Genomic DNA, 21,192 nt, shown 5'->3' on the forward strand with positions numbered 1-21,192 from the left:
GCCTCGCCCGCCCACCGACCCAGGGCCGTGCCGTTCATTGCGAGGCTCCCGGCAGTTTGGAGAGCGTCTTGTCCAGCCAACCCAAAAAGCCCTCGGGCGTCTCGGCGACGGGCGCGAGCAGGGGGGCAAGCACGTTCAGATCGGCATCCTTGGGGCGCGGCGGCAGGTACTGGTTGACCGGCTTGGTGCCTTGCTCGGGCATCAGATCGATCCCGCCGCGTTCGGCGACCAGACGGGAGACGTCGCTACCGGGATCGCCCAGATCCCCGAAATGACGCGCGCCCGCCGGACAGGTGCGCACGCAGGCGGGTACGCGATCCTCCTCGGGCAGGTTCTCGTTATAGATCCGGTCTACGCAAAGTGTGCATTTCTTCATCACGCCTTCGGTCGGATCCTTCTCGCGCGCGCCGTAAGGACAGGCCCAGGCGCATAGGCCGCAGCCGATACAGGCGCTTTCATTCACCAAGACGATCCCGTCCTCGGCCCGCTTATAGCTCGCGCCGGTCGGACAGACCGTCACGCAAGGCGCGTCCTCGCAATGCAGGCAACTCTTCGGAAAATGCACCAGCTGAGCCGCCCCGTCCTTGGGCTGCACCTCATAGGAATGGATCCGGTTGAGAAACGTCCCTGACGGCTCCGCCCCATAAGGATCTGTATCCGCCAACGGCGCGCCATAGTTCTCCGTATTCCAGCCCTTGCACGCCGTCACACAGGCATGGCAGCCGACACAGGTATCGAGATCGATCACAAGGCCAAGCTTGACCTCCGAGGGGGGCGGCAGCTGGGTCATCAGGTCTCTTTGAGATAGGCCACGAGAATATCCCGCGCCGCCTGTAGGTCATTGCGGTCGATCATCTCGGTCACGGTATGGATATAGCGGGTGCCGACGACGATCCCGACCGCGCGAGCTCCGGCGGCGGCCTGCTGGGCCGCGGCTCCGTCCTGCCCGCCCGAGCGGAGCATCGTGCGCTGGAACGGGATCTTTTCGCGGATAGCCAGCGCCTCGATCTCGTCGACCAAAGCCGTGTCCGAGATGAAACTGCCATCGCGCAGATGCAGCCCAAACCCCTTGCCCAGCTCGCTCGTCCGGTCATGCTCGGGCACGCCGGGCGTATCGCAGGCCAGCGTCACATCGATGCCGATCCCGATATCGGGCTTCACTGCATAGGAGGAAGTGCGCGCCCCGCGCAGGCCGACTTCTTCCTGCGCGGTGAAGACCACATGGATCTCGGCCGCGCCGCGATGATCGCCCAGCCCCCGGATTGCCTCGATCCCGAGCCAGCAGGCGATCCGGTTGTCGAGCGCTTTGGAAACGATGCGCTCGCCCATCTCGATCAGCGGCTCATCCATGACAACCATGTCGCCCACGCGCACCTTGTCCTTGGTCGCTTTGCCCAACCCGGTATCAAGGAAGAACTCATGCGGATCCGGCACCTTTTTCACGTCCTCTTTCGACGCGATGTGAACCGGAGGACCCGCCGGGTTCATCACGGCTTTCAGATCCCCGTCCCGCGCCGCGATCAGCACCCGTCGGGAAAAGAGGTTGCGGGGATCAAAACCGCCCACTGGCAGGATGTGGACAAAGCCAGTCTCGGTGATGTGGCTGACCAGAAATCCGATCTCGTCCATATGGCAGAGCAGCAGGATGCGGATCGGATTATCCGTGCCCGGCGCGGCGTCGCGACGGCACAGAAGCGAGCCCATCGGGTCGATTTCTATATGGTCGAAGAGGCCGTCGATCTCGTCTTGGATAAGATCGCGCACGCGGGCCTCATGGCCAGGCACACCGGGGGTTTCGCATAGACGTTTGAGGAGATCGATATTCATGGCTGGGGATCCTGATCGGGGAAGAGGGTCATCGGACGCTCCAGGCGAGGCTCTTCGGCGCTTCGGGCACCGGCGAAGTCTGGCGCCCAGTCTTGGGCAGCGTCTCGGGCAGGGCGGCCGTTTTCTCCATCCGGACCCGCAGATCGAACCAGGCCGCCTGTCCGGTAACGGGATCGGAGTTCGACCACCTGAGGCCATCGCCGCGCGGCGGAAGAAGCTCGTGGATGAGGTGGTTGAGCAGAAAGCCCTTGGTGGCCTCGGGCGCATCCTCCTCGAGCGCCCAGGCCCCTTTGCGTTTGCCGATGGCGTTCCAGGTCCAGACCGTATGCGGGTTCAGCGCGGCCATATGGGCAACGGGCACCGTAATCTGCCCATGAGGGGAGGTAAGCGCCACCCAATCGCCATCACTCAGCGCATGAAGCGCCATCAGCGCCGTCGGCACATAAAGCGGATTGCGCCCGTGGATCTGGCGCAGCCACGCATTCTGGCTGCCCCAGCTGTGATACATCGCCATAGGCCGCTGGGTCAGAGCGTGGATCGGATAGGTCTCGGGATCCGTCAGCCTGTCCGACAGGGGCGCGTGCCAATGCGGCAATGGCGTCAGATGGGTCCGGATCTGCTCGCGCAGGTGATCGGGAGGCTGGCGGCTGCCATGACCTTCGGCGGCGAGCTGGAAGCGGCGCAGCGGCTCCAGCCAGAGATTGAAGATATAGGGCTGCGGGCTGTCGTAAAAGCCTTTGGCGACGGCCCAGTCCTGATAGGCAGCGTTCCACGGCTTGAAGAAGGCGGCCTCTTCGGGGACATGCTCCATCCAGAAGCCGCCGTTTTCGATATACTTCTCGAGTTGGTCGGGCCGGGACTCGCCGCGTCCTCCGGACCCGGCCTCGCCCGCCCGCCAACCCGCCAGAGGACCGATGCCCGGGCGGCGCATATGGTTTACCATGTAATCGGCGTAGTCGGCGTATTTCGCCGTGCCGTCCTCATGGGTGAAGCCCGGCAGCTTCATCCGGTTTGCCAGATCGACCAACACCGACTGAAACCCCCGCACGTCGCGGTCCGGCTCGACCACGGGCCAGCGGATCGCATCGGCCACCGCATCCGCCTCGCAGATCGGCCGGTCGAGCAGCGAGATGCAGTCGTGCCGCTCCAGATAAGTCGTGTCGGGCAGGATCAGGTCGGCATAGGCGACCATCTCCGAGGCATAGGCGTCCGAATAGATGATATGCGGGATCTTGTAGCTGCCATCCTCCTCCGTATCGGACAGCATATCCATCACGGCGCGCGTGTTCATCGACGAGTTCCACGCCATGTTCGCCATGTAGAGGAACAGCGTGTCGATCTTGTAGGGATCGCCCGCATGGGCATTGGCAATCACCATATGCATCAGGCCGTGGGCCGAGAGCGGGTTGTCCCAGGTGAAGGCCTTGTCGATGCGGATCGGATCGCCCTCGGGGGTGAGCGCCAGATCCTCGGGACCGTGCGGAAAGCCCAGATGCGGCCCGGCCAGGGGCTGACCCGGCTCGCATTTCGCATGCGGCTTGGGATGGGCCGTCATCGGCTTGGGATAAGGCGGCTTGAACCGGAAGCCGCCGGGCACTTCGACCGTCCCCAGCAGGATCTGAAGGATATGCAGCGCGCGGCAGGTCTGAAAGCCGTTGGAGTGGGCCGAGATGCCGCGCATCGCATGCATCGCAATGGGCCGTCCGATCATCGTCTCGTGCCGGTGTCCGCGGAAGTCTGTCCAGGGCCGGTCCAGCACGATGGGATCATCAAAGGCCGTCTTGGCCAGTAGCGCGGCGAGGGCGCGGATCCGGTCCGCCGGGATGCCGGTGCGCTCTGCGACCGCATCCGGTGCGTGGGACGGGTCGAGGAAATGCTCGGCCATATGATCGAGGACGGTCCGATGCTTCGTCCCGCTCAGCGTCTTGCCGGGTGCGAGATCCGGCTCGACGCCCTTGCCGTCCCAGGGCGCGAGGCTGCCCGTGCGCCGGTCCACGACCAAAGCGCGCCCCTCGCCATCCTTGAGCAGCAGGCCCTGCGTTGCGCCCTCGCGCGCATCGACGAGGCAAGGCGCGTTGGTGAACCGGGCGAGGTAGTCCAGGTCGATCTGCCCCGCCTTGAACAGCTCGTGGATCAGCGCCGTGATCAGCAGCCCATCCGTGCCGGGCGTGATCCCGAACCAGTCATCGGCCACGGCGTTATATCCCGTCCGGATGGGGTTCACCCCGATCACCCGCGCGCCCCGCGCCTTGAGCTTGCCGATCCCCATCTTGATCGGATTGCTGTCGTGATCCTCTGCCACGCCGAAGATCAGGAACAGCTTGGCGCGATCCCAATCGGGCTGACCAAACTCCCAGAACGCCCCGCCCATGGTCGAGATCCCGGCAGCCGCCATGTTGACCGAGCAGAACCCCCCATGGGCCGCGTAGTTCGGCGTGCCGAAGGATTGCGCCCAGAAGCTGGTGAAGCTTTGCGACTGATCGCGTCCTGTGAAAAAGGCCAGTTTTTCTGGCGCCGTCTCGCGCAAAGGCGCCATCCAGGATACTGCCGTCTCGAGCGCCTCTTCCCAGGTGATCTCCTCGAACTCGCCCGATCCACGCGGCCCGGTCCGGCGCAGCGGCGCGCGCAGCCGGGCGGGCGAATTGTGCTGCATGATGCCCGCCGATCCCTTGGCGCAAAGAACGCCGCGATTGACTGGGTGATCGCGGTTGCCCTCGATATACGCGACCTTGCCGTCCTTGAGATGGACGTTGATCCCGCAGCGGCAGGCACACATGTAGCAGGTGGTCTGGCGCACCTCGTCCGAGACGGGAGGCGAGGTGTCGAGGCTGGGCTGTGTCATTGCCTGCACAAGACCAGATTTCCGGTGCCGATGCGAGATGCAAAAGCGACGCTCCGCCGGGGCGATTGCGTCATTCTCGCGTAACCCGGCGTCAGACCCGGGGGAGCAGACCCATCTGCGCGGCGCGCACGGCGGCGGTCGTCCGGCTCGAGGTTTCGAACTTGCGCATCGCCCGGCGGCACAGCGTATCGACCGTGTGGATCGAAATCCCGAGGATATCGGCGATCACCGTGTTGCTTTTGCCGAAGGCGATCCAGGTCAGCACCTCGATCTCGCGCGGGGCGAGGCGTCCGAAATCCTGGACTTTTCCAGGCTCCGGCAACGGAACGGTGGAAGCTGGAATAGGACGCCGAACGGCAAAGACGGGCTGAATGCGGGAGGCTCGGGGGGAAGGGGTAGCGGACTTGAAAGCGGGTTGCATCGCGGATCTCCTGACGGGACGGTGCCGCCGAATAGACCGGCGCCGGACAATGCAGGAAGTAACGGGTGATACGAGCGGCCATGTAACGCGTTACCGTGACAGCGAATTTGGGGTATAAGGGTCTGATATCGGGGGGGAGTGGCCAAGTGTCCCTGACAGAAAGCGAACAGCGCGCGGCACTTGCGCGTCTTCTGGACCGACCAGCGATTTCGCGGTCGGATCGCAGCACGAGCCTGCTCAAGTACTTGGGCGAGGCCTCGATTTCGGGGCGCGAGCTGACGCCCTATGCCATCGCCTTCGACGTCTTCGGACGGGGGGACGACTTTGATCCCTCGACCGATCCGATCGTTCGTGTTGCGATGGCGCGCCTGCGAAAGGCGCTCGATCAGGATGCCAAAACCGACGGCGCAGAGGATGCCGTGCGCATCTCTCTTCCCCAACGTAGCTACCGGCTGCGGTTTGCAAGGCAAGCCGCGCGCGCTGGCACGAAAGGAACCTCGACCTCGTGGCTGGGCACATCCCGCATCCGGCGGATCGGTGTGACCGCGGCGCTGCTTCTCGCGGTCGTCATCGGCAGCCTCGCCGTGCTCTACCGGGCGGACGCTTCTGCCATTCCGCCGTCCGAGCGTCCGATCACCGGCATCTTGCCCTTCGCCAACCTGACCGGGGAGGAGCGGCTCGACTTTCTCGGCACCGGGATCCAGCACCAGATCGCGTCCGATCTCTGGCGCTTCCAGACGATGCGCGTCTTCACGATCTACGATCCCGCCGAATTGCGCGTTGTGGATGGCCGCTTGCTCTATGTGCCCGAAGATCTGGAGGTCGACTATCTTCTCTCCGGCGCGATCCTCAGCAACGAGGCGGCCATGTCGATCTCGACCTCGCTCAGGCGCGCCGATAGCAACACCGCACTGTGGCGCAACCGCGACGTCGCCCGTCTGGGACAAAGCAGCTACAGCGATCTGCTGACCGATATGTCGGCCCGGATCTCGGCGGAGGTCGGTCAACCGCTCGGCGTTGTCGGACAGGATGTGCTCGACACGCTGGGCGATGGGATCGGCCTCGATCAGAACGAGGGCGTCGACAGCTATGTCTGCCTGCTGCGCTACGCCGCCTGGGTGCAGCGCGGCTCGGATCAGGGTGCGGCGGCGGCCAGCGCCTGCCTCGACCGGATCGTGCGCGACGATCCCGCCAACGCCTCGGCACTTGCCGCGCGCGCCTGGATCCTTGCGCTCTCGACCGATGCCTCCCGGGGCTTCTATCAGCCCGGCAATCTTGACGGGCGGCGCCAGCGCGCTTTGTCGCTCGCGCTCGACGCGGTGCAGGCCTCGCCGGGAAGCGATTTCGTCCATACCCATCTCGGTCTCGTGCAATGGATTAACGGACAGGAAGAGGCCGCGCTCGAAAGCTTTCGCCGCTCCATGGCGCTCAATCCCTCCGATCCGCAGCATATGGCCGATCTCGCCCTGTTCGGGTGCCTCTATGGCCGCTGCGACGAGGCCGAACCTCTGTCCGAGCGTGCCTTGTCCCTGACCGCGCAGCCTCCGGCCTGGTACTTCGTTGCGCCCCTGATCTACGCATTGATGGACAGCGACTACGACACGGCACTGGGCTACAGCCGCGAGCTCATCCGCAGTGGAGACCGCAACGATTGCGGTTTCATCGTCGCCGCAGCCGTCTTTGCCGATCAGCCTGATTTGGCAGAGGCCTGCGCCGGAACCATCGCCGAAAACCGAGACCTTTTCGACGGAGATCCCCTCGGCGGCCTGCGCTTCTGGGTCCGAAGCGAGCCGCTGATCGAAAAGCTCGAAGAGGCGATCGCGCAGTCGGGGCTCTAGCAGGCCATCAGCCTTCGCTCGGCTCAAGGAAGGACCGCCCGTGCAGGATATGCCGCTCCACCAGATTGCGCGCTTTGCGGCCCTTGGCCAGAAAACGGGCGGGCTGCGGGATTGGATCTGATCCCAGCAGCAGCCGGATCTCTTCCAGCGCTTCGGGCGGGATCGTCTTGACCGTCTCGTCGCCCAGAAACAGGCTTTCGGCGGCCAGACCATTGGCAAGCAGGACCTCATGCCGTTCCATCAGGATGTGATAATAGGTGATCGGCCCATCGATCGGGGCCACGTCCACGCCCGGAACCGCCAGCAGGTCCTTCGCGGGCACAAGCACATCGCGCAACCCGAAGACACGCGCCGCGATCTTCGACGACAGCAGGATCCGGTGATGGCGCGACAGCCGAATGTCCCGGGACGGCACGTTCGGCCCCAAGGCGCCCCGCGCGATCCGGATCGCATTCAGGGCGGGATTGGCCGCAATCGCCTCAGACAGATGCGTGCCGCTCCAGATCCAGCGAATCGGCTGCGCCCCGCGGTCGCGCGTCATCAGCAGATCGCCGGGCTGCAGCTCCTCGATCGCGCGCGGCCCATCCGGCGTCTCGAAAATCGTGTCCTGCGTGAAGCACAGGTTCCGCGTCCCCGGCGTCGGCGCCGCATCATTGACGACCGTGTCCGACCCGTCGGGATCGCGCTGGATCGAGAAGCCATCGATATCGGAGCCAAGATCGTCGCCGCTGCCGATCTGCGTTGCGCCCGCCGGATAGCTTATCGCGCGCGACGCGCCCCCGTTGTAATCGGCCTCGATATAGGTGTTGGACGATGGGTCATAGAGACCGATCGTGTCACTGGAATTGGTTAGAACGGCGTTGTTGCGCCCCGCATCGAAGGCAAGGTTGCCCGGACCGACGGCAGGAAGGCTGCCACCGTTCTGAACACCGGCGACAACAACAGCGCGCCCTCCCGATTGCAGGACGGTTCCATCAGGAAAGGTGAACCAGCTACCTTGGGCGGGATCGAAAAGCTCTAAGCCCGAAATATCGATGGGGTTGCCCGACGTGTTAAAAAGCTCGACAAACTCGTCGGTATTGCGGGCTGTTCCATTGCCATCGGTATCGAAATCGTTCTGCGACCCGCTGGGGTCGGCCAAGACCTCATTGATAACGATTCCGCCCAAAAGTGCGTCTGCCATCTGTCCTACTCGCTATACGCTGCGCCCTCTGAAAAAGGACGCTGGACTACGAGTATAGGTTGAATGCGGCGAATCTCAGGCTGCGTTATGGTGTCCTAGGACAGCATGCGCCCGATCGCTCCGTCGATGGCCTCCACGATCTGGTCGATATCATCCGCCGTCGCGATTAGGGCAGGCGACAGGCAAAGCGTGTTGTTGCGCCCCGGCACCGACCGGTTCGTCGCACCCACGATAACCCCCTGCGCCATGCAATCGGCAAGGATCGCGCCGACCTCCTTTTCGCCTAGCGGCTCCTTGCTCTCGCGGTTCTTGACCAGTTCGGCACCCTGAAACAGGCCCTTGCCGCGCACCTGACCGATTGCATCATGCCTCTCGGCCAGCCGGTTCAGGCCGTCCACGAGTCTCTCTTCCATCCGGATAGTGTTCTCGAGCAGGTTCTCCTCCTCGATGATCGCCATGTTCTCAAGCGCCGCCGCCGGACCCGCCGTGCAGCCGCCAAAGGTCGAGATATCGCGGAAATAGCTCATCGGATCGCTGTCATCCTTGAACTGCTCGAACACCGCTTCCGTCGTCACGCAGCACGAAATGGCCGCATAGCCCGAGGCGACGCCCTTCGCCATCGTCACGATATCGGGCTGGATCCCGTAATGCTGATAGCCGAACCAGGCGCCGGTCCGGCCCACCCCGCAGACGACCTCGTCGATATGCAGCAGGATCTCGTATTGGCGGCAGATCTCTTGCACGCGGTCCCAATAGCCCTCTGGTGGAGGCACGACACCGCCGCCAGCGGTCACCGGCTCCAGGCAAAGCGCGCCGATAGTGTCCGGGCCTTCGCGCAGGATGACCTCCTCGATCAGATTGGCGGCGGCGACCCCGAAACCGGGCCCCGGCTCCAGACCCAGCTCGTGGGCGCGGTATTCGATACAATGGGGCACGCGGACGAAGCCAGGCGCAAAGGGCCCGTATTGCGCATTGCGCTCGTCCTGTCCGCCCGCGGCCAGCGCGCCCATCGTGGTGCCGTGATAGTCGCGGTCGCGATAGAGGATCTTCCACTTCTTGCCGCCGTGTACCTTGTGCGCGATCTGGCGGACCATCTTGAAGCCCTTCTCGTTCGCCTCCGATCCGCTATTGGCGTAATAGACCCGCGCAAGACCCGGCATCTTCGAAATCAGCCGCTCGGCGAATTGCGATCCGGGAATGGTGCCTGCGGCTCCGGCAAAGAAGTTCAGCTTCACAAGCTGGTCGCGCACGGCGTCGGCGATCCGCTCGCGCCCGTAGCCGACATTGACCGTCCAGACGCCGCCGGACATCGCATCGATATGCTCCTTGCCGGTGATGTCCCAGACGCGCATGCCCTTGCCTTCGACGATGATGCGGGGATCGACCGTCTCAAAGGATTTGTGCTGGATCAGATGGTGCCAGACATGGGCGCGGTCCGCTTCGACGATGGCGGACGGGTCGTTGAAAGGCAGATTCATGGCGAGAGCTCCCTGTCTGGATCGCGATGCGCGAGCGTGGCTCAGATTAAGCAATGTGGCAAGATCACGTTTTCGCCATCCGCCTGAAGACGCGTTCGCCGATCTCGGAACGTCGACAGGCCAACCTCCTGTCTCCCTCCACATCGAGCGCGATTTCCTGAAAATCCCTTTCGTCATTCCCGAAATTAGGCATATTTTCCAGATCCTTGGCCCGTCTCGAAGCGAAACAGATGCCACCCGGATCACCGCAAAGCTGTTCTGACAGGGGATTTTACAGGCATTTGCATGATCGAACGGCATCCGGGCGTCGATCCTGCTTGACGGATGTCGCGGCGGCGGTGTCTGCTCGGACAACCGGCGGCGGAGGCACAACATCCCCCCGGATCTGGTGGCGGCCCGCGTGCCGCGTTGACCGACAGGAGAGACGTATGACGATAAAGACCATGTTGACGGGCGCCGTTGCGGCTGGAGCCATTCTGACGGGCGTGCAGGGCGCGCAGGCGGCAGGTCACCTCGAAGAGATCACGGTGGCCTATTTCCTCGAATGGCCGATGCCGTTCCAATACGCCAAGGTCAACGAGATCTACGAAGAAGAAATGGGCGTCGACATCAACTGGGTGAGCTTCGACACCGGCACCGCGATGAGCGCCGCTATGGCCTCGGGCGACGTGCAGATCGCCGTCAGCCAGGGTGTGCCGCCCTTCGTCGTGGCAACCTCTGCCGGTCAGGACATCCAGGCCGTCGATGTCGCGGTGAGCTATTCGGACAACGACAACTGCGTCGTCCGCACCGAGCTTGAAATCGATCAGGACAGTGCCGACGAGCTGGCCGGCAAGAAGGCGGCTGTGCCGCTCGGAACGGCGGCCCATTACGGCTTTCTGAAACAGATGGAGCATTTCGGCGTCGATCCCGCCTCGATGGAAATCGTCGACATGGCTCCCGCCGAAGGGGCAGCTGCCCTCGCGCAAGGCGCGGTCGACATGTCCTGCGGCTGGGGCGGCGGTCTAAACCGGATGAAGGAAAGCGGAAACATCCTTCTGACCGGCGCCGAGAAGGAAGAGCTCGGGATCCTTGTCTTCGACGTGACCTCGGCGCCAGCCAATTTCGTCGCCGAAGAAAGCGAGCTGCTCGCAGCTTTCCTGAAGGTGACAGCGGATATGAACGAACGCTGGAACTCCGGTGAAGAAGCGCAGGCCGAGATGCTGCCGGTCATCGCTCAGGATGCCGGTATGGACGAGGAAGCCGCGGCTGCCTCGCTCGCGACCTTCACCTTCCCCTCCGCGTCGGATCAGCTGGGCGAGCAATGGCTCGGCGGCGGCGCGCAGGAATTCATGGGCGGTGTGGCGCAGGTCTTCGTCGATGCCGGATCCATCGACGGCGCGCTGGACAGCTATGACGCCACCGTCGCGACCGGTCCGCTGCAGACCGCGTCGGAGATGTAGACCCAAAGGTCCCCGCATGGATCATGCGGGGACCCGGCTCGACGGGGCAAAATTTTCTAGAAAATTTTGAAGAACAGAATTTTCTAGAAAATTCTGGGGAGAGCGGACATGTCGGGATTGTCCATCGAAAATCTGTCCATGCGGTTCGATCTGCCCGGAGGCGGAGCGGTTCAGGCTCTCAAGGATGTCTCGCTCGATCTCAAGGAGGGCGAGCTTCTGAGCGTTCTGGGCCCGTCCGGATGCGGAAAGACCACGCTTCTGAACATCGTGGCAGGCTTTCTTGCGCCGACCGAGGGCGTGGTCCGTCTGGGCGGCGCGCGGGTCGAGGGTCCCGGCGCCGAACGGGGCATGGTTTTTCAGCAAGGCGCGCTTTTCGAGTGGATGGATGTGCGTGAGAATGTTGGCTTCGGGCCTGCGATGAAGGGCATGGCCAAAGGCGAGAAGCGCGAGATCGTCGATCATCTCCTTGATGTCGTCGGCCTCGCCGATTTCAAGGAAAAGGCGGTCTACGAGCTGTCGGGCGGCATGCAGCAGCGCGTGGCGCTCGCGCGATGCCTGGCCAATGAGCCAGAGGTAATCCTCATGGACGAGCCCTTGGGCGCACTCGATGCGCTCACACGCGAAAAGATGCAGGGACTTGTCCTCAAGCTTTGGAAAGAGACCGGCAAGACGATCATCCTGATCACCCATTCGGTCGAGGAAGCGCTGCTTCTGGGCGAGCGGCTGATCGTCATGGCCCCGCGTCCCGGGCGGATCGCCGTCGACCGCCGCCTTCCCTTTGCGGAGATGGGCGTCGATCAGGATCTCCGAACGGTCAAGAAACATCCCGATTTCGCCAAGGTGCGCGAAGAGGTCCTGGGCCTGATCTGGGAAATGGAGGAAGAGATCATGGGTCGTCCCGAAGCGCAGGCCGCGCAATGATCCCGCTTCTGATCTATGTCGCGATCTTCACGATCGCCTTTCTCGCCGTGCGCGCGGCCACTGCAGGGCTGGCCCGCAACGATTACACCGCGCGCAAGACGGTCACCTTCGGCGACGAAAGCGCGGTCCAGCCCAGTCGCATTGCCTCTGTTATCTCGGTCCTGACGATCTTCCTGCTCTGGTCGGCCTTTACCGGCTCGGCCCTGACGCCCTCGTTCCTGCACGCGCCTGGCCCCTTCACCGGTACGGGAAGCTTCGAATATACCGCCGAAGGGCCGGACGGCGCCCGCGACGTGGCCACGGTGACGGTTTTGGTCCCTGAGGAGGGCGAAGATGCAGCGCTGCCCGAAGTGCCCCCCGGCGAGGGCTTCGCCAAGGATGATGCAGCGGTCATTCCGGTCTATCGCAGCGATCTGATCCGGGTCGACCGCAACGACGAGCTGGGCCGGGCCGAGGATGTCCAGATCACCCAGGTCAACGGCCAGCCCATCTCCCCGGGCGGAGAGGTAACGACCGATTTCGCGCGGATTGCGATGACCGCCAAGGGCACGCTCAACGTCGAGCCGCGCACCGGCTGGCAGATGGAGCCGATCTGGCTGCCGCCCCCCGAAGCCGTCTGGGGCCGCGTGGTCGAGATTGCGTCTTCGGGCTTTCGCAACTTCACCCTTTGGGAGCATTTGGGCTGGTCGCTTTTCCGGGTGATCGTGGGCTTCGCACTGGGCGCGCTGGTCGGAATTCCGCTGGGCTACGCAATGGGCCTGTCGAACTGGTTTCGCGGCTGGTTCGACCCGATCGTGGAATTCATGCGGCCCGTGCCGCCTCTGGCGCTGATCCCGCTCGTCATCATCTGGGCGGGTATCGGAGAGACCGGCAAGATCGTCCTTTTGTTCCTGGCGGCGCTCTGGATCATGGCCATCGCCGCGCGGTCGGGCGTGTCGGGCGTGGCAATCTCGAAGGTGCATGCCGCCTATTCGCTGGGCGCCTCGAAATGGCAGATCCTGCGCCATGTGATTATTCCCAACAGCCTGCCCGAGATCTTCACCGGAGCGCGGGTCGCCATGGGCGTCTGCTGGGGCACGGTCGTCGCGGCCGAGCTTGTGGCCGCCGAGAAGGGCGCAGGCATGATGATCATGGTGGCTTCGAAGTTTCAGTCGACCGATATCGTCCTGATGGGGATCATCCTGATCGGGATCATCGGCTTCGGCATCGACATGCTGATGCGCCAGGCCGAGAAGGTCTTGGTGCCGTGGAAAGGTCGCGTCTGAGCGGTCGGGCAGAATTTTCTAGAAAATTCTGATCTGCAAAATCTTCTAGAAGATTTTGGGCCTCACGATCTTCTAGAAGATCGTGCCCCTTGCCGCCGGGCGCGACGAGAGTATCCTGAGCGCGCGTGACAGGGAGGTCCCAATGAACGTTCAGAACGCCCCGGATGCTCAGACGGCGGCCCGGACTGGAGCGCCATCGGGTTATATGCCGGGATTTGGCAATGATTTCGAAACCGAGGCGCTTGAAGACGCGCTGCCCCAAGGCCAGAATTCTCCGCAAAAATGCGCCTATGGCCTCTATGCCGAGCAGCTCTCGGGTACGCCTTTCACGGCGCCGCGCGGCCTGAACGAACGGACCTGGTGCTACCGGATCCGGCCTTCGGTCCGGCATCAGTCGCGCTGGGTGAAGACGGACGTTCCGGGCTGGAAGACGGCGCCCCATGTTATCGAGGACGTGATCTCTCTGGGTCAGTACCGCTGGGATCCCGTTCCCGTTCCCGAGGCGGATCTGACTTTCCTCACCGGTATGCGCACCATGACCACGGCGGGCGATGTAAATACACAGATCGGGATGGCAGCGCATATCTATCTGGCGACGGCCTCCATGGTCGACAACTACTTCTATTCCGCCGACAGCGAGCTGCTGATCGTCCCGCAGGCCGGGCGGCTGCGGTTTCACACCGAGATGGGCGTCATGGATGTCGAGCCGCAGGAGATCGCGATCCTGCCGCGCGGCATGGTCTTCCGCGCCGAGGTGCTGGAGGGGCCGGCCCGCGGCTTTGTCTGCGAAAATTACGGCGCCAAGTTCGATCTCCCGAACCGGGGTCCGATCGGGGCCAACTGCCTGGCCAATCCGCGCGACTTCAAGACACCCGTCGCCGCGTTCGAGGATCGCGAGGTCCGCAGTCGAATTACGATTAAATGGTGCGGCCAGTTCCATGTCACCGAGATCGGCCATTCGCCTTTGGACGTGGTCGCCTGGCACGGCAACTATGCGCCTTGCAAATACGATCTGAGGACCTTCTCTCCGGTCGGCGCGATCCTCTTCGATCATCCCGATCCGTCGATCTTTACCGTGCTGACCGCGCCCTCAGGCGTCGAGGGGACGGCCAATATTGATTTCGTTCTCTTCCGCGATCGCTGGAATGTGGCCGAGCACACATTCCGCCCGCCTTGGTATCATAAGAACATCATGTCCGAGCTGATGGGCAACATCCACGGGATCTACGACGCCAAGCCCAAAGGGTTCGTTCCGGGCGGGATCAGTCTGCACAACATGATGCTGCCCCACGGTCCGGACGGGCCGGCTTTTGAAGGGGCTTCGCAGGCCAATCTGCAGCCCGAGAAGCTGGCCGATACGATGTCCTTCATGTTCGAGACCCGCTTTCCGCAGCACCTGACGCGCTTTGCCGCTGAGGAGGCGCCGCTTCAGGACGATTATGTGGACTGCTGGGACGGTCTGGAGAAGAAGTTCGACGGCTCGCCCGGCGTGAAGTGACGGATATTTGAGTATTTTTGGCCAGATGAAGAGGATCCCGTCGTGCTGAGCGATCGGCTGGTGCTTCTTGGCACAAAGGGCGGACCGGCGATCCGCGCCGGGGGACCCAATCCGACCTCGCATCTTCTGGTGATGGGCGGACGGCCTATCATCGTCGATTGCGGTCTCGGGGTCACGCGCGGGCTGGTGGAGGCGGGGCTCGATCTTCAGGATCTGCGGACGATCCTGATCACGCATCTGCATTCCGATCACGTGCTGGAGCTTGGGCCGCTTCTGCATACCGCTTGGACGACGGGGTTGAGCGCCTCGATAGAGATCTGGGGGCCTCCGGGCATAGACGCCTATTGGGATCGGTTCTGCGCGTCGATGCGGTTCGACATCGATCTGCGCGTCGCCGATGAAGGGCGCCCTCCGCTGCGCGATCTGGTGACCTGCCGCGAGATCGCCGAAGGACCGCTGGATCTGGCGGGGTGCACCGCCGCCGCGCTCCGGGTCGAACATCCACCGGTGACCGATTGTTTCGCGCTGCGGCTCGAGGTGCCGGGCTGGTCGGTAGTCGTTGGTGCGGATACCGCGCCATTTCCGCCCTTGGTCGAGTTCGCGCGCAAGGCGGACATCCTCGTTCACGAGGCGATGCGGCTGGACGGGGTGGATCTGTTGTGTTCCCGAGTCGGCAATACAGGCCGGCTCAAGGCACATCTTCTGGCCAGCCATACCCCGCTTGAGGACGCCGTCCGGATCGCCCGGGAAGCGGGCGCGGGGCGGCTTCTTCTCAATCATCTGGTGCCTTGCGATCTGCCGGGGTTTGGCCTTGCGGACTGGCAGGCGGCGGCAGAGGCGGCTTGGCCCGGCGGCCCGGTCACGGTGGGTTATGATGGAATGACGGTGGAGCGCGGATCATGAAGATGGCGACGGTCGATAACGGCACGCCCGATGGCACCTTGGTCACGGTCTCGGACGATCTGGCCCATTGCGCGCGCGCTGGGCTGTCCCTGCAGCACCTTCTGGATGGCTGGGAGGACGCCGATCTGCCGGAGCCCTCTGCCGCGCCGTTTGATCCAACCGATGCGCTGGCGCCGCTGCCACGAGCGCCGCAATTCCTCGACGGATCGGCCTATCTAAACCATGTGGAACTGGTGCGCCGGGCGCGCGGCGCCGAGATGCCCGAGCGGCTCTGGAGCGATCCATTGATGTACCAAGGCTGCTCCGCGCCCTGTTTGGCGGCGCAGGCGCCGATCGTCTGCGATCCGGGCTGGGGCACCGATTTCGAGGCCGAGATCGCCGTCATCACCGGGCCCGTCCCGCGTGGCGCGTCCCCCAAGCAAGCGGCCGCCGCGATCCGTTTGGTCTGCCTGATCAACGATATCTCTCTGAGGCTACTGATCCCGGACGAGCTCTCCAAAGGGTTCGGCTTCGTGCAGTCCAAGCCGCCTTCGGCCTTTTCGCCCGTCGCCGCGACGCCCGAAGCGCTGCCCGGCTGGTCGGAGGGGCGGCTCTCGGGCATCCTGCGCGTCGATCTGAACGACGAGCCATTCGGACGCGCCGATGCGGGGGTCGGCATGGCCTTCGATTTCGCGCAGCTGATCGCCCATGCCGCACGCACGCGGGATCTGCCTGCCGGGACGATCATCGGATCGGGCACCGTGTCGAATGCCGGGAAGGACGGTCCGGGCCGACCCGTGGCGCAGGGCGGAGTGGGCTATTCCTGCATCGCCGAGCAGCGGATGATCGAGACGATCGAAAGCGGGGCGCCGAAGACCCCGTTCCTGCGGCCGGGCGACCGGGTGCGGATCTGGATGGAGGACGCGGATGGCCGGTCGATCTTCGGCGCCATCGAGCAGACGGTCGTTCCGGCCTGATCCCGGGACGGGGGAGCCCTCGCCGCTGGCGCGGCATCACCCTCCCTCCATCCCGGCCGCGCCTTTCCCTCCGGCGGCGGACCTGTCATCGTCGTCCGGGATCAAGACATGAACAGGGGATCTTATGGCGCAGGTGATCGTCTATCTCGCGCATCCCGGGCAGCGCTATTCGCGGGTGAACAGCGCCATGGTCCGCGAAGCGGCGCAGGTCGAGGGCATAACACAGGTCGATCTTTATGCCGACTATCCCCGTCACGGTGTCGATGTGGAGCGGGAACAGGATCGTCTGATCGATCATGACACGATCGTCCTGCAATTCCCGTTCTTCTGGTATTCCGTCCCCGCCTTGCTCAAGGACTGGATCGATCTGGTTCTGGAGCACGGCTTTGCCTATGGCGATGGCGGCACGCAGCTGGCGGGCAAGCGGATGCAGCTGGCGCTGACCGCGGGCGGACCCGAGACGTCCTATTCCAAGGACGGGTATAACCGCTTCGGGATCCGCACGCTTCTCACCCCGCTGGAGCAAACGGCCCATCTGTGCAAGATGGAGTTCCTCCCGCCATACGTCCTTTATGGCTCCATCGAGGCCGATGCGCAGACCGAGGTCGCCGAGCATGCACGCGGCTATGCGGCGCTTCTGAAAGCCTTGCGCGACGATCGGCTCGAGATCGGGAACGAGGAGGTTCTGACGGCGCAGACCCTTCGGCTAGGGCAGGGCGCGGCATGAGCGATATCCTCGAGCTTGCCCTGCTCTTTCTGGCCGCGGGGGTCATCGCGGTCCCCATTGCCGCCCGGCTCGGCCTGGGATCGGTGCTGGGCTACCTGATCGCGGGCATCGCGCTGTCGCCGGTTCTGGCCATTTTCGATGTCGACGTCATCGAGATCCAGCATTTCGCAGAATTTGGCGTCGTCGTGATGCTGTTCCTGATCGGCCTCGAGCTGGAACCGAAGGTCCTGTGGCAAATGAGGACCAAGCTTCTGGGCCTTGGCGGGCTTCAGGTCGTAGGCACGCTCGGGGCGGTCATGGCCATCGCGATGGCGCTGGGCCAGCCCTGGACCGTGGCGCTGGCCATCGGGGCGGTTCTGTCACTTTCTTCCACCGCCATCGTTTTGCAGACGCTGACCGAAAAGGGGCTTCTCCGCTCCGATGGCGGGCAATCCTCCTTTTCGGTGCTGCTGACGCAGGATATTGCCGTCATCCCGATGCTCGCCTTCCTGCCGCTTCTCGCCATGCCCGAGCTGATGGGCGAGGCCGCCGCCCATGGGGACGATCACGGCGAGGCCTCCGCCCTGGATGCCTGGATCGCGGGCCTCTCCGGATGGGGCAGGGCGGGCCTGACCCTGGGCGCGATCGCGGCGGTCATCCTGGTTGGCAACTTCCTGACGCGGCCCGTCTTCGGCTTCATCGCCCGCGCCAATCTGCGAGAGCTCTTCACCGCTACGGCCCTGACCATCGTCGTCGGGATCACCGTTCTGATGACGCTTGTCGGCCTTTCCCCGGCTCTCGGCTCGTTTCTGGCCGGGGTCGTTCTGGCCAATTCCGAATACCGCCATGAACTCGAAGCGGATCTCGAGCCATTCCGGGGACTGCTACTCGGTCTCTTCTTCATCACCGTCGGCGCCGGGATCGATTTCGGGATGCTGTCCGAGAACCTCTTCGTCATCGTCGGGCTGACCCTTGGCCTGATCGCGCTGAAATTCGCGATCCTCTGGGGGCTCGCGCTGCTCTTCAAGATGCAGGGCGCGGACAAATGGTTCTTTGCCCTCTCGCTCGCACAGGCCGGAGAATTCGGCTTCGTCCTGCTCAGCTTCGCCACCGGCAACGCGATCCTGCCCGATGCGATTGCCGACCGGCTTCTGCTCATCGTGGCGCTCTCGATGCTGCTCACACCGCTGCTCTTTTTGGCTTATGACAAGCTCATCGCCCCTCGCTTCTCCGCCGCCCAAGAGCTTGAGCCGGACGAGATCGACGCCGACGGCCCCGTCATCATCGCAGGTCACGGCCGCTTCGGCGGGGTGATCAACCGGATCCTCACCTCGGCGGGCTACAAGACCGTGGTCCTCGATAATGCGATCGGTCATCTGGAAGTGCTGCGCGCCTTCGGCTTCCGCGTCTTCTACGGCGATCCGACCCGGCCCGATCTGCTCCATGCCGCCGGGATCGAAGAGGCGCGCCTGATCGTCGTCGCCATCGACGATCCGCACCAAACGACCGAACTGGTCCGCTACATCGTCGATCACTACCCGCATGTGCATGTCACCGCCCGCGCGCGCGATCGCAACCATGTCTACGAGCTTTGGGCGGCAGGCTGCCGCGATATCATCCGCGACACGTTCGACAGCGCCGTGCGCGGCGGACGCTCCGCGCTCGAGGCGTTGGAATGGCATCCCTTCGATGCCGAGCGGAAAGTGAAGGACTTCGTTGCCCGCGACCAGCATGCCATGCGCCGGATGGCCGACCTCTACGATCCCGACACGCCCAGCCACGAGAATGACGCCTATGTCCAGCGCGCCCGAGAGCTGATGCGCGAGCAGGACGAGGCGATGCAGCAGGACAGCCCCGACTATACCGACTGGATCGGACGCGCCTGGACCCCTCCGCGCCCCCGCGACATCGAGGCCAACGAGGAGGAGACGGAGCCGTCCAAGAAGGCCTCCTCGTGATCACTCTTAGTTGAGAATAAGTCGCAATTGCATTGACAGGGGGCAAAATCCACATAGGTTGCCGCGAAACAACCAACGGAATCTTCCCCATGCTGCGCCTCGCCTTCGCTCTTCTCCTTGGACTGGCCGCCTCTGCGGCAAGCGCGCAGGACCGCCTCAAGGCTGTCACGACCTTCACCGTGATCGCCGACATCGCGCAAAACGTGGCCGGAGACGCCGCCGAGGTCGTCTCGATCACCCGCCCGGGAGCCGAGATCCACGGCTACCAGCCCACGCCCCGCGATCTGGTGCGTGCGCAGGATGCCGATCTGATCCTCTGGAACGGGCTGAACCTCGAGCTGTGGTTCGAGCAGTTCCTGGACAACCTCGGTGACATCCCCTCCGTCACGGTCAGCGAGGGGATCGATCCCATCGCCATCGGCTCGGGCAGCTACGAGGGCCGCACCAACCCCCATGCCTGGATGAGCCTCGATAACGCGCTGATCTACGTGGACAATATCCGCGACGCCTTCTCCGAGGCCGATCCGGACAACGTGGGGACCTATGCCGCCAATGCCGAGGCCTACAAGGACGAGCTGCGCGCGACCATCGGACCCCTGCGCGACCGCATCGCCGCCTTGCCGGAAGACGCGCGCACCCTGGTCACCTGCGAAGGCGCTTTCTCCTACCTCGCCCGCGATTTCGGGCTGGAGGAGCTTTATCTCTGGCCGATGAACGCCGATCAGGTTGGCACACCCCAGCAGGTCCGCCGCGTCATCGACGGCGTGCGCGAGCGCAGCGTCCCGGCCGTTTTCTGCGAGAGCACCGTCAACAACGATCCGGCCGAGCAGGTCGCTCGCGAAACCGGCGCGGCCTTTGGCGGCGTGCTCTATGTCGACAGCCTGACCGAAGCGGACGGCCCCGTGCCGACCTATCTCGACCTGCTGCGTGTGACGTCCGAGACGATTGCAGACGGGCTGGGCGGGTAGCATGGCGTCCCTCGACGCCAGGGCGCCCGCCCCAGCCGTAGCGAACCGGACCACCAGCGGCGTTTTCGCGCGCGACGTGACGGTGACCTACCGCAACGGGACCACCGCCCTGCGCGAGGCGAGCTTCGAGATCCCCACCGGCACGATCACCGCCCTTGTGGGCGTGAACGGCGCGGGCAAATCGACACTCTTCAAGGCGATCATGGGCTTCGTGCCGGTCGCAAAGGGCGAGATCACCGTCCTCGGCCGGCCTGCCCGCGAGGCGCTCAAGGTGAACGAGGTCGCCTATGTGCCGCAATCCGAAGAGGTGGACTGGTCCTTTCCCGTCCTCGTCGAGGATGTCGTGATGATGGGCCGCTACGGCCATATGGGCCTGCTGCGCCGCCCCAAAAAAGTCGACCGCGCCGCCGTCGCCCAGGCGCTCGCCCGCGTCGGGATGGACAGCTTCCGCACCCGCCAGATCGGGGAGCTCTCGGGCGGCCAGCGAAAGCGCGTCTTTCTGGCTCGCGCGCTCGCGCAGGATGCTCGCGTGATCCTGCTCGACGAGCCCTTCACCGGCGTCGACGTCTCCACCGAAGAGGAGATCACCAAACTCCTCGGAGAGCTGCGCGACGAAGGCCGCGTCATGCTGGTCTCGACCCACAACCTCGGCTCGGTCCCCGAATTCTGCGACCGGACAATCCTCGTCAGAGGCACCGTTCTGGCCCACGGCCTCACCTCCGAGGTCTTCACCCGCGCCAATCTCGAACGCGCCTTCGGAGGCGTCCTGCGCCACTTCGTCCTCGGCGGAGACGACCTGCACGATGACGACGACCCGCGCCAGATCCGCGTCATCACCGACGACGAACGCCCCTTCGTCATCTACGACGATGACCCGCGTGAGTAACGGCTCGGCTATGTGCTCTCGCCCCGAACCCAACACAAATATCCCGCCGGATCGGACACTGAGCGAAACACCGTCCATCCGTCAGGCCCGGCGGCACGCC

At 64.1% G+C, this 21,192-nt stretch carries 17 protein-coding genes; 11 read left to right on the top strand and 6 right to left on the bottom strand.

Translation table 11 applies throughout. The features are described from left to right. Positions 1-34 precede the first annotated feature (34 nt). From AAD018_RS03445 to AAD018_RS03460, 4 genes are all read right to left on the bottom strand, one after another. The gene (locus AAD018_RS03445) at positions 35-790 is read right to left on the bottom strand and encodes a 4Fe-4S dicluster domain-containing protein (protein ID WP_367313529.1); all 756 of its coding nucleotides are present in this window, start codon (positions 788-790) and stop codon (positions 35-37) included. After that, positions 790-1,827, bottom strand: coding sequence for a M42 family metallopeptidase (locus AAD018_RS03450; protein ID WP_367313528.1), 1,038 nt, complete (start codon positions 1,825-1,827; stop codon positions 790-792). The genes AAD018_RS03445 and AAD018_RS03450 overlap by 1 nt, the downstream gene beginning before the upstream one ends. Before the next feature lie 28 nt (positions 1,828-1,855). Continuing rightward, positions 1,856-4,669, bottom strand: coding sequence for a molybdopterin oxidoreductase family protein (locus tag AAD018_RS03455; RefSeq protein ID WP_367313527.1), 2,814 nt, complete (start codon positions 4,667-4,669; stop codon positions 1,856-1,858). Positions 4,670-4,760: 91 nt separating this feature from the next. Next, entirely contained in the window at positions 4,761-5,090 is a 330-nt protein-coding gene (locus tag AAD018_RS03460) for a response regulator transcription factor (protein WP_367313526.1), read from the bottom strand. Positions 5,091-5,236: 146 nt separating this feature from the next. Here AAD018_RS03460 and AAD018_RS03465 point away from each other — a divergent pair, with 146 nt between their 5' ends. Next, a complete protein-coding gene (locus AAD018_RS03465) occupies positions 5,237-6,928 on the top strand; it encodes a tetratricopeptide repeat protein (RefSeq protein ID WP_367313525.1) in 1,692 nt (563 codons plus the stop codon). Positions 6,929-6,935: 7 nt separating this feature from the next. Here the strand turns inward: AAD018_RS03465 and AAD018_RS03470 are convergent, their stop codons facing one another. Continuing rightward, positions 6,936-8,111, bottom strand: coding sequence for a Hint domain-containing protein (locus AAD018_RS03470; RefSeq protein ID WP_367313524.1), 1,176 nt, complete (start codon positions 8,109-8,111; stop codon positions 6,936-6,938). 95 nt (positions 8,112-8,206) lie between these two features. Beyond that, complete coding sequence (locus AAD018_RS03475) at positions 8,207-9,589, bottom strand: aminotransferase family protein (RefSeq protein ID WP_367313523.1); 1,383 nt, start codon at positions 9,587-9,589, stop codon at positions 8,207-8,209. A 428-nt stretch (positions 9,590-10,017) separates the two neighbouring features. Here AAD018_RS03475 and AAD018_RS03480 point away from each other — a divergent pair, with 428 nt between their 5' ends. From AAD018_RS03480 to AAD018_RS03525, 10 genes are all read left to right on the top strand, one after another. Beyond that, a complete protein-coding gene (locus AAD018_RS03480) occupies positions 10,018-11,031 on the top strand; it encodes a taurine ABC transporter substrate-binding protein (RefSeq protein WP_367313522.1) in 1,014 nt (337 codons plus the stop codon). Between the two features lie 108 nt (positions 11,032-11,139). Next, on the top strand, positions 11,140-11,952 hold the full coding sequence (locus AAD018_RS03485; RefSeq protein WP_367313521.1) for a taurine ABC transporter ATP-binding protein: 813 nt from the start codon (positions 11,140-11,142) through the stop codon (positions 11,950-11,952). Continuing rightward, positions 11,949-13,217 (top strand): ABC transporter permease, encoded by a 1,269-nt coding sequence (locus AAD018_RS03490; RefSeq protein ID WP_367313520.1) that lies wholly within the window; start codon positions 11,949-11,951, stop codon positions 13,215-13,217. Before AAD018_RS03485 ends, AAD018_RS03490 begins: the two co-directional genes overlap by 4 nt. 142 nt (positions 13,218-13,359) lie before the next feature. Beyond that, entirely contained in the window at positions 13,360-14,715 is a 1,356-nt protein-coding gene (gene hmgA / locus AAD018_RS03495; RefSeq protein ID WP_367313519.1) for a homogentisate 1,2-dioxygenase, read from the top strand. Positions 14,716-14,757: 42 nt separating this feature from the next. Beyond that, positions 14,758-15,618: an MBL fold metallo-hydrolase gene (locus AAD018_RS03500; RefSeq protein WP_367313517.1), complete on the top strand. Its 861-nt coding sequence runs from the start codon at positions 14,758-14,760 to the stop codon at positions 15,616-15,618. Further along, positions 15,615-16,574, top strand: a complete 960-nt coding sequence (locus AAD018_RS03505) for a fumarylacetoacetate hydrolase family protein (protein ID WP_367313516.1) — start codon at positions 15,615-15,617, stop codon at positions 16,572-16,574. The genes AAD018_RS03500 and AAD018_RS03505 overlap by 4 nt, the downstream gene beginning before the upstream one ends. A 124-nt stretch (positions 16,575-16,698) precedes the next feature. Further along, the gene (locus AAD018_RS03510; RefSeq protein ID WP_367313515.1) at positions 16,699-17,301 is read left to right on the top strand and encodes an NAD(P)H-dependent oxidoreductase; all 603 of its coding nucleotides are present in this window, start codon (positions 16,699-16,701) and stop codon (positions 17,299-17,301) included. Next, positions 17,298-19,238, top strand: a complete 1,941-nt coding sequence (locus AAD018_RS03515; protein WP_367313514.1) for a cation:proton antiporter domain-containing protein — start codon at positions 17,298-17,300, stop codon at positions 19,236-19,238. Before AAD018_RS03510 ends, AAD018_RS03515 begins: the two co-directional genes overlap by 4 nt. An 89-nt stretch (positions 19,239-19,327) precedes the next feature. Then, on the top strand, positions 19,328-20,206 hold the full coding sequence (locus AAD018_RS03520; protein WP_367313513.1) for a metal ABC transporter substrate-binding protein: 879 nt from the start codon (positions 19,328-19,330) through the stop codon (positions 20,204-20,206). Between the two features lies 1 nt (position 20,207). Further along, positions 20,208-21,092 (top strand): manganese/iron ABC transporter ATP-binding protein, encoded by an 885-nt coding sequence (locus AAD018_RS03525; protein WP_367313512.1) that lies wholly within the window; start codon positions 20,208-20,210, stop codon positions 21,090-21,092. Positions 21,093-21,192: the final 100 nt, after the last annotated feature.

Origin of the sequence: Aestuariibius insulae (genome assembly GCF_040783535.2) — a bacterium.
Lineage (GTDB): Bacteria > Pseudomonadota > Alphaproteobacteria > Rhodobacterales > Rhodobacteraceae > Aestuariibius > Aestuariibius insulae.

Bases quoted from the DNA above. Each gene is read 5' to 3' on its own strand.
- AAD018_RS03480 (WP_367313522.1), top strand. From the start codon at position 10,018: ATGACGATAAAGACCATGTTGACGGGCGCCGTTGCGGCTGGAGCCATT.
- AAD018_RS03445 (WP_367313529.1), bottom strand. From the start codon at position 790: ATGACCCAGCTGCCGCCCCCCTCGGAGGTCAAGCTTGGCCTTGTGATC.
- AAD018_RS03510 (WP_367313515.1), top strand. From the start codon at position 16,699: ATGGCGCAGGTGATCGTCTATCTCGCGCATCCCGGGCAGCGCTATTCG.
- AAD018_RS03475 (WP_367313523.1), bottom strand. From the start codon at position 9,589: ATGAATCTGCCTTTCAACGACCCGTCCGCCATCGTCGAAGCGGACCGC.
- AAD018_RS03520 (WP_367313513.1), top strand. From the start codon at position 19,328: ATGCTGCGCCTCGCCTTCGCTCTTCTCCTTGGACTGGCCGCCTCTGCG.
- hmgA (WP_367313519.1), top strand. From the start codon at position 13,360: ATGAACGTTCAGAACGCCCCGGATGCTCAGACGGCGGCCCGGACTGGA.
- AAD018_RS03505 (WP_367313516.1), top strand. From the start codon at position 15,615: ATGAAGATGGCGACGGTCGATAACGGCACGCCCGATGGCACCTTGGTC.
- AAD018_RS03460 (WP_367313526.1), bottom strand. From the start codon at position 5,090: ATGCAACCCGCTTTCAAGTCCGCTACCCCTTCCCCCCGAGCCTCCCGC.
- AAD018_RS03525 (WP_367313512.1), top strand. From the start codon at position 20,208: ATGGCGTCCCTCGACGCCAGGGCGCCCGCCCCAGCCGTAGCGAACCGG.
- AAD018_RS03490 (WP_367313520.1), top strand. From the start codon at position 11,949: ATGATCCCGCTTCTGATCTATGTCGCGATCTTCACGATCGCCTTTCTC.
- AAD018_RS03450 (WP_367313528.1), bottom strand. From the start codon at position 1,827: ATGAATATCGATCTCCTCAAACGTCTATGCGAAACCCCCGGTGTGCCT.
- AAD018_RS03485 (WP_367313521.1), top strand. From the start codon at position 11,140: ATGTCGGGATTGTCCATCGAAAATCTGTCCATGCGGTTCGATCTGCCC.
- AAD018_RS03470 (WP_367313524.1), bottom strand. From the start codon at position 8,111: ATGGCAGACGCACTTTTGGGCGGAATCGTTATCAATGAGGTCTTGGCC.
- AAD018_RS03515 (WP_367313514.1), top strand. From the start codon at position 17,298: ATGAGCGATATCCTCGAGCTTGCCCTGCTCTTTCTGGCCGCGGGGGTC.
- AAD018_RS03455 (WP_367313527.1), bottom strand. From the start codon at position 4,669: ATGACACAGCCCAGCCTCGACACCTCGCCTCCCGTCTCGGACGAGGTG.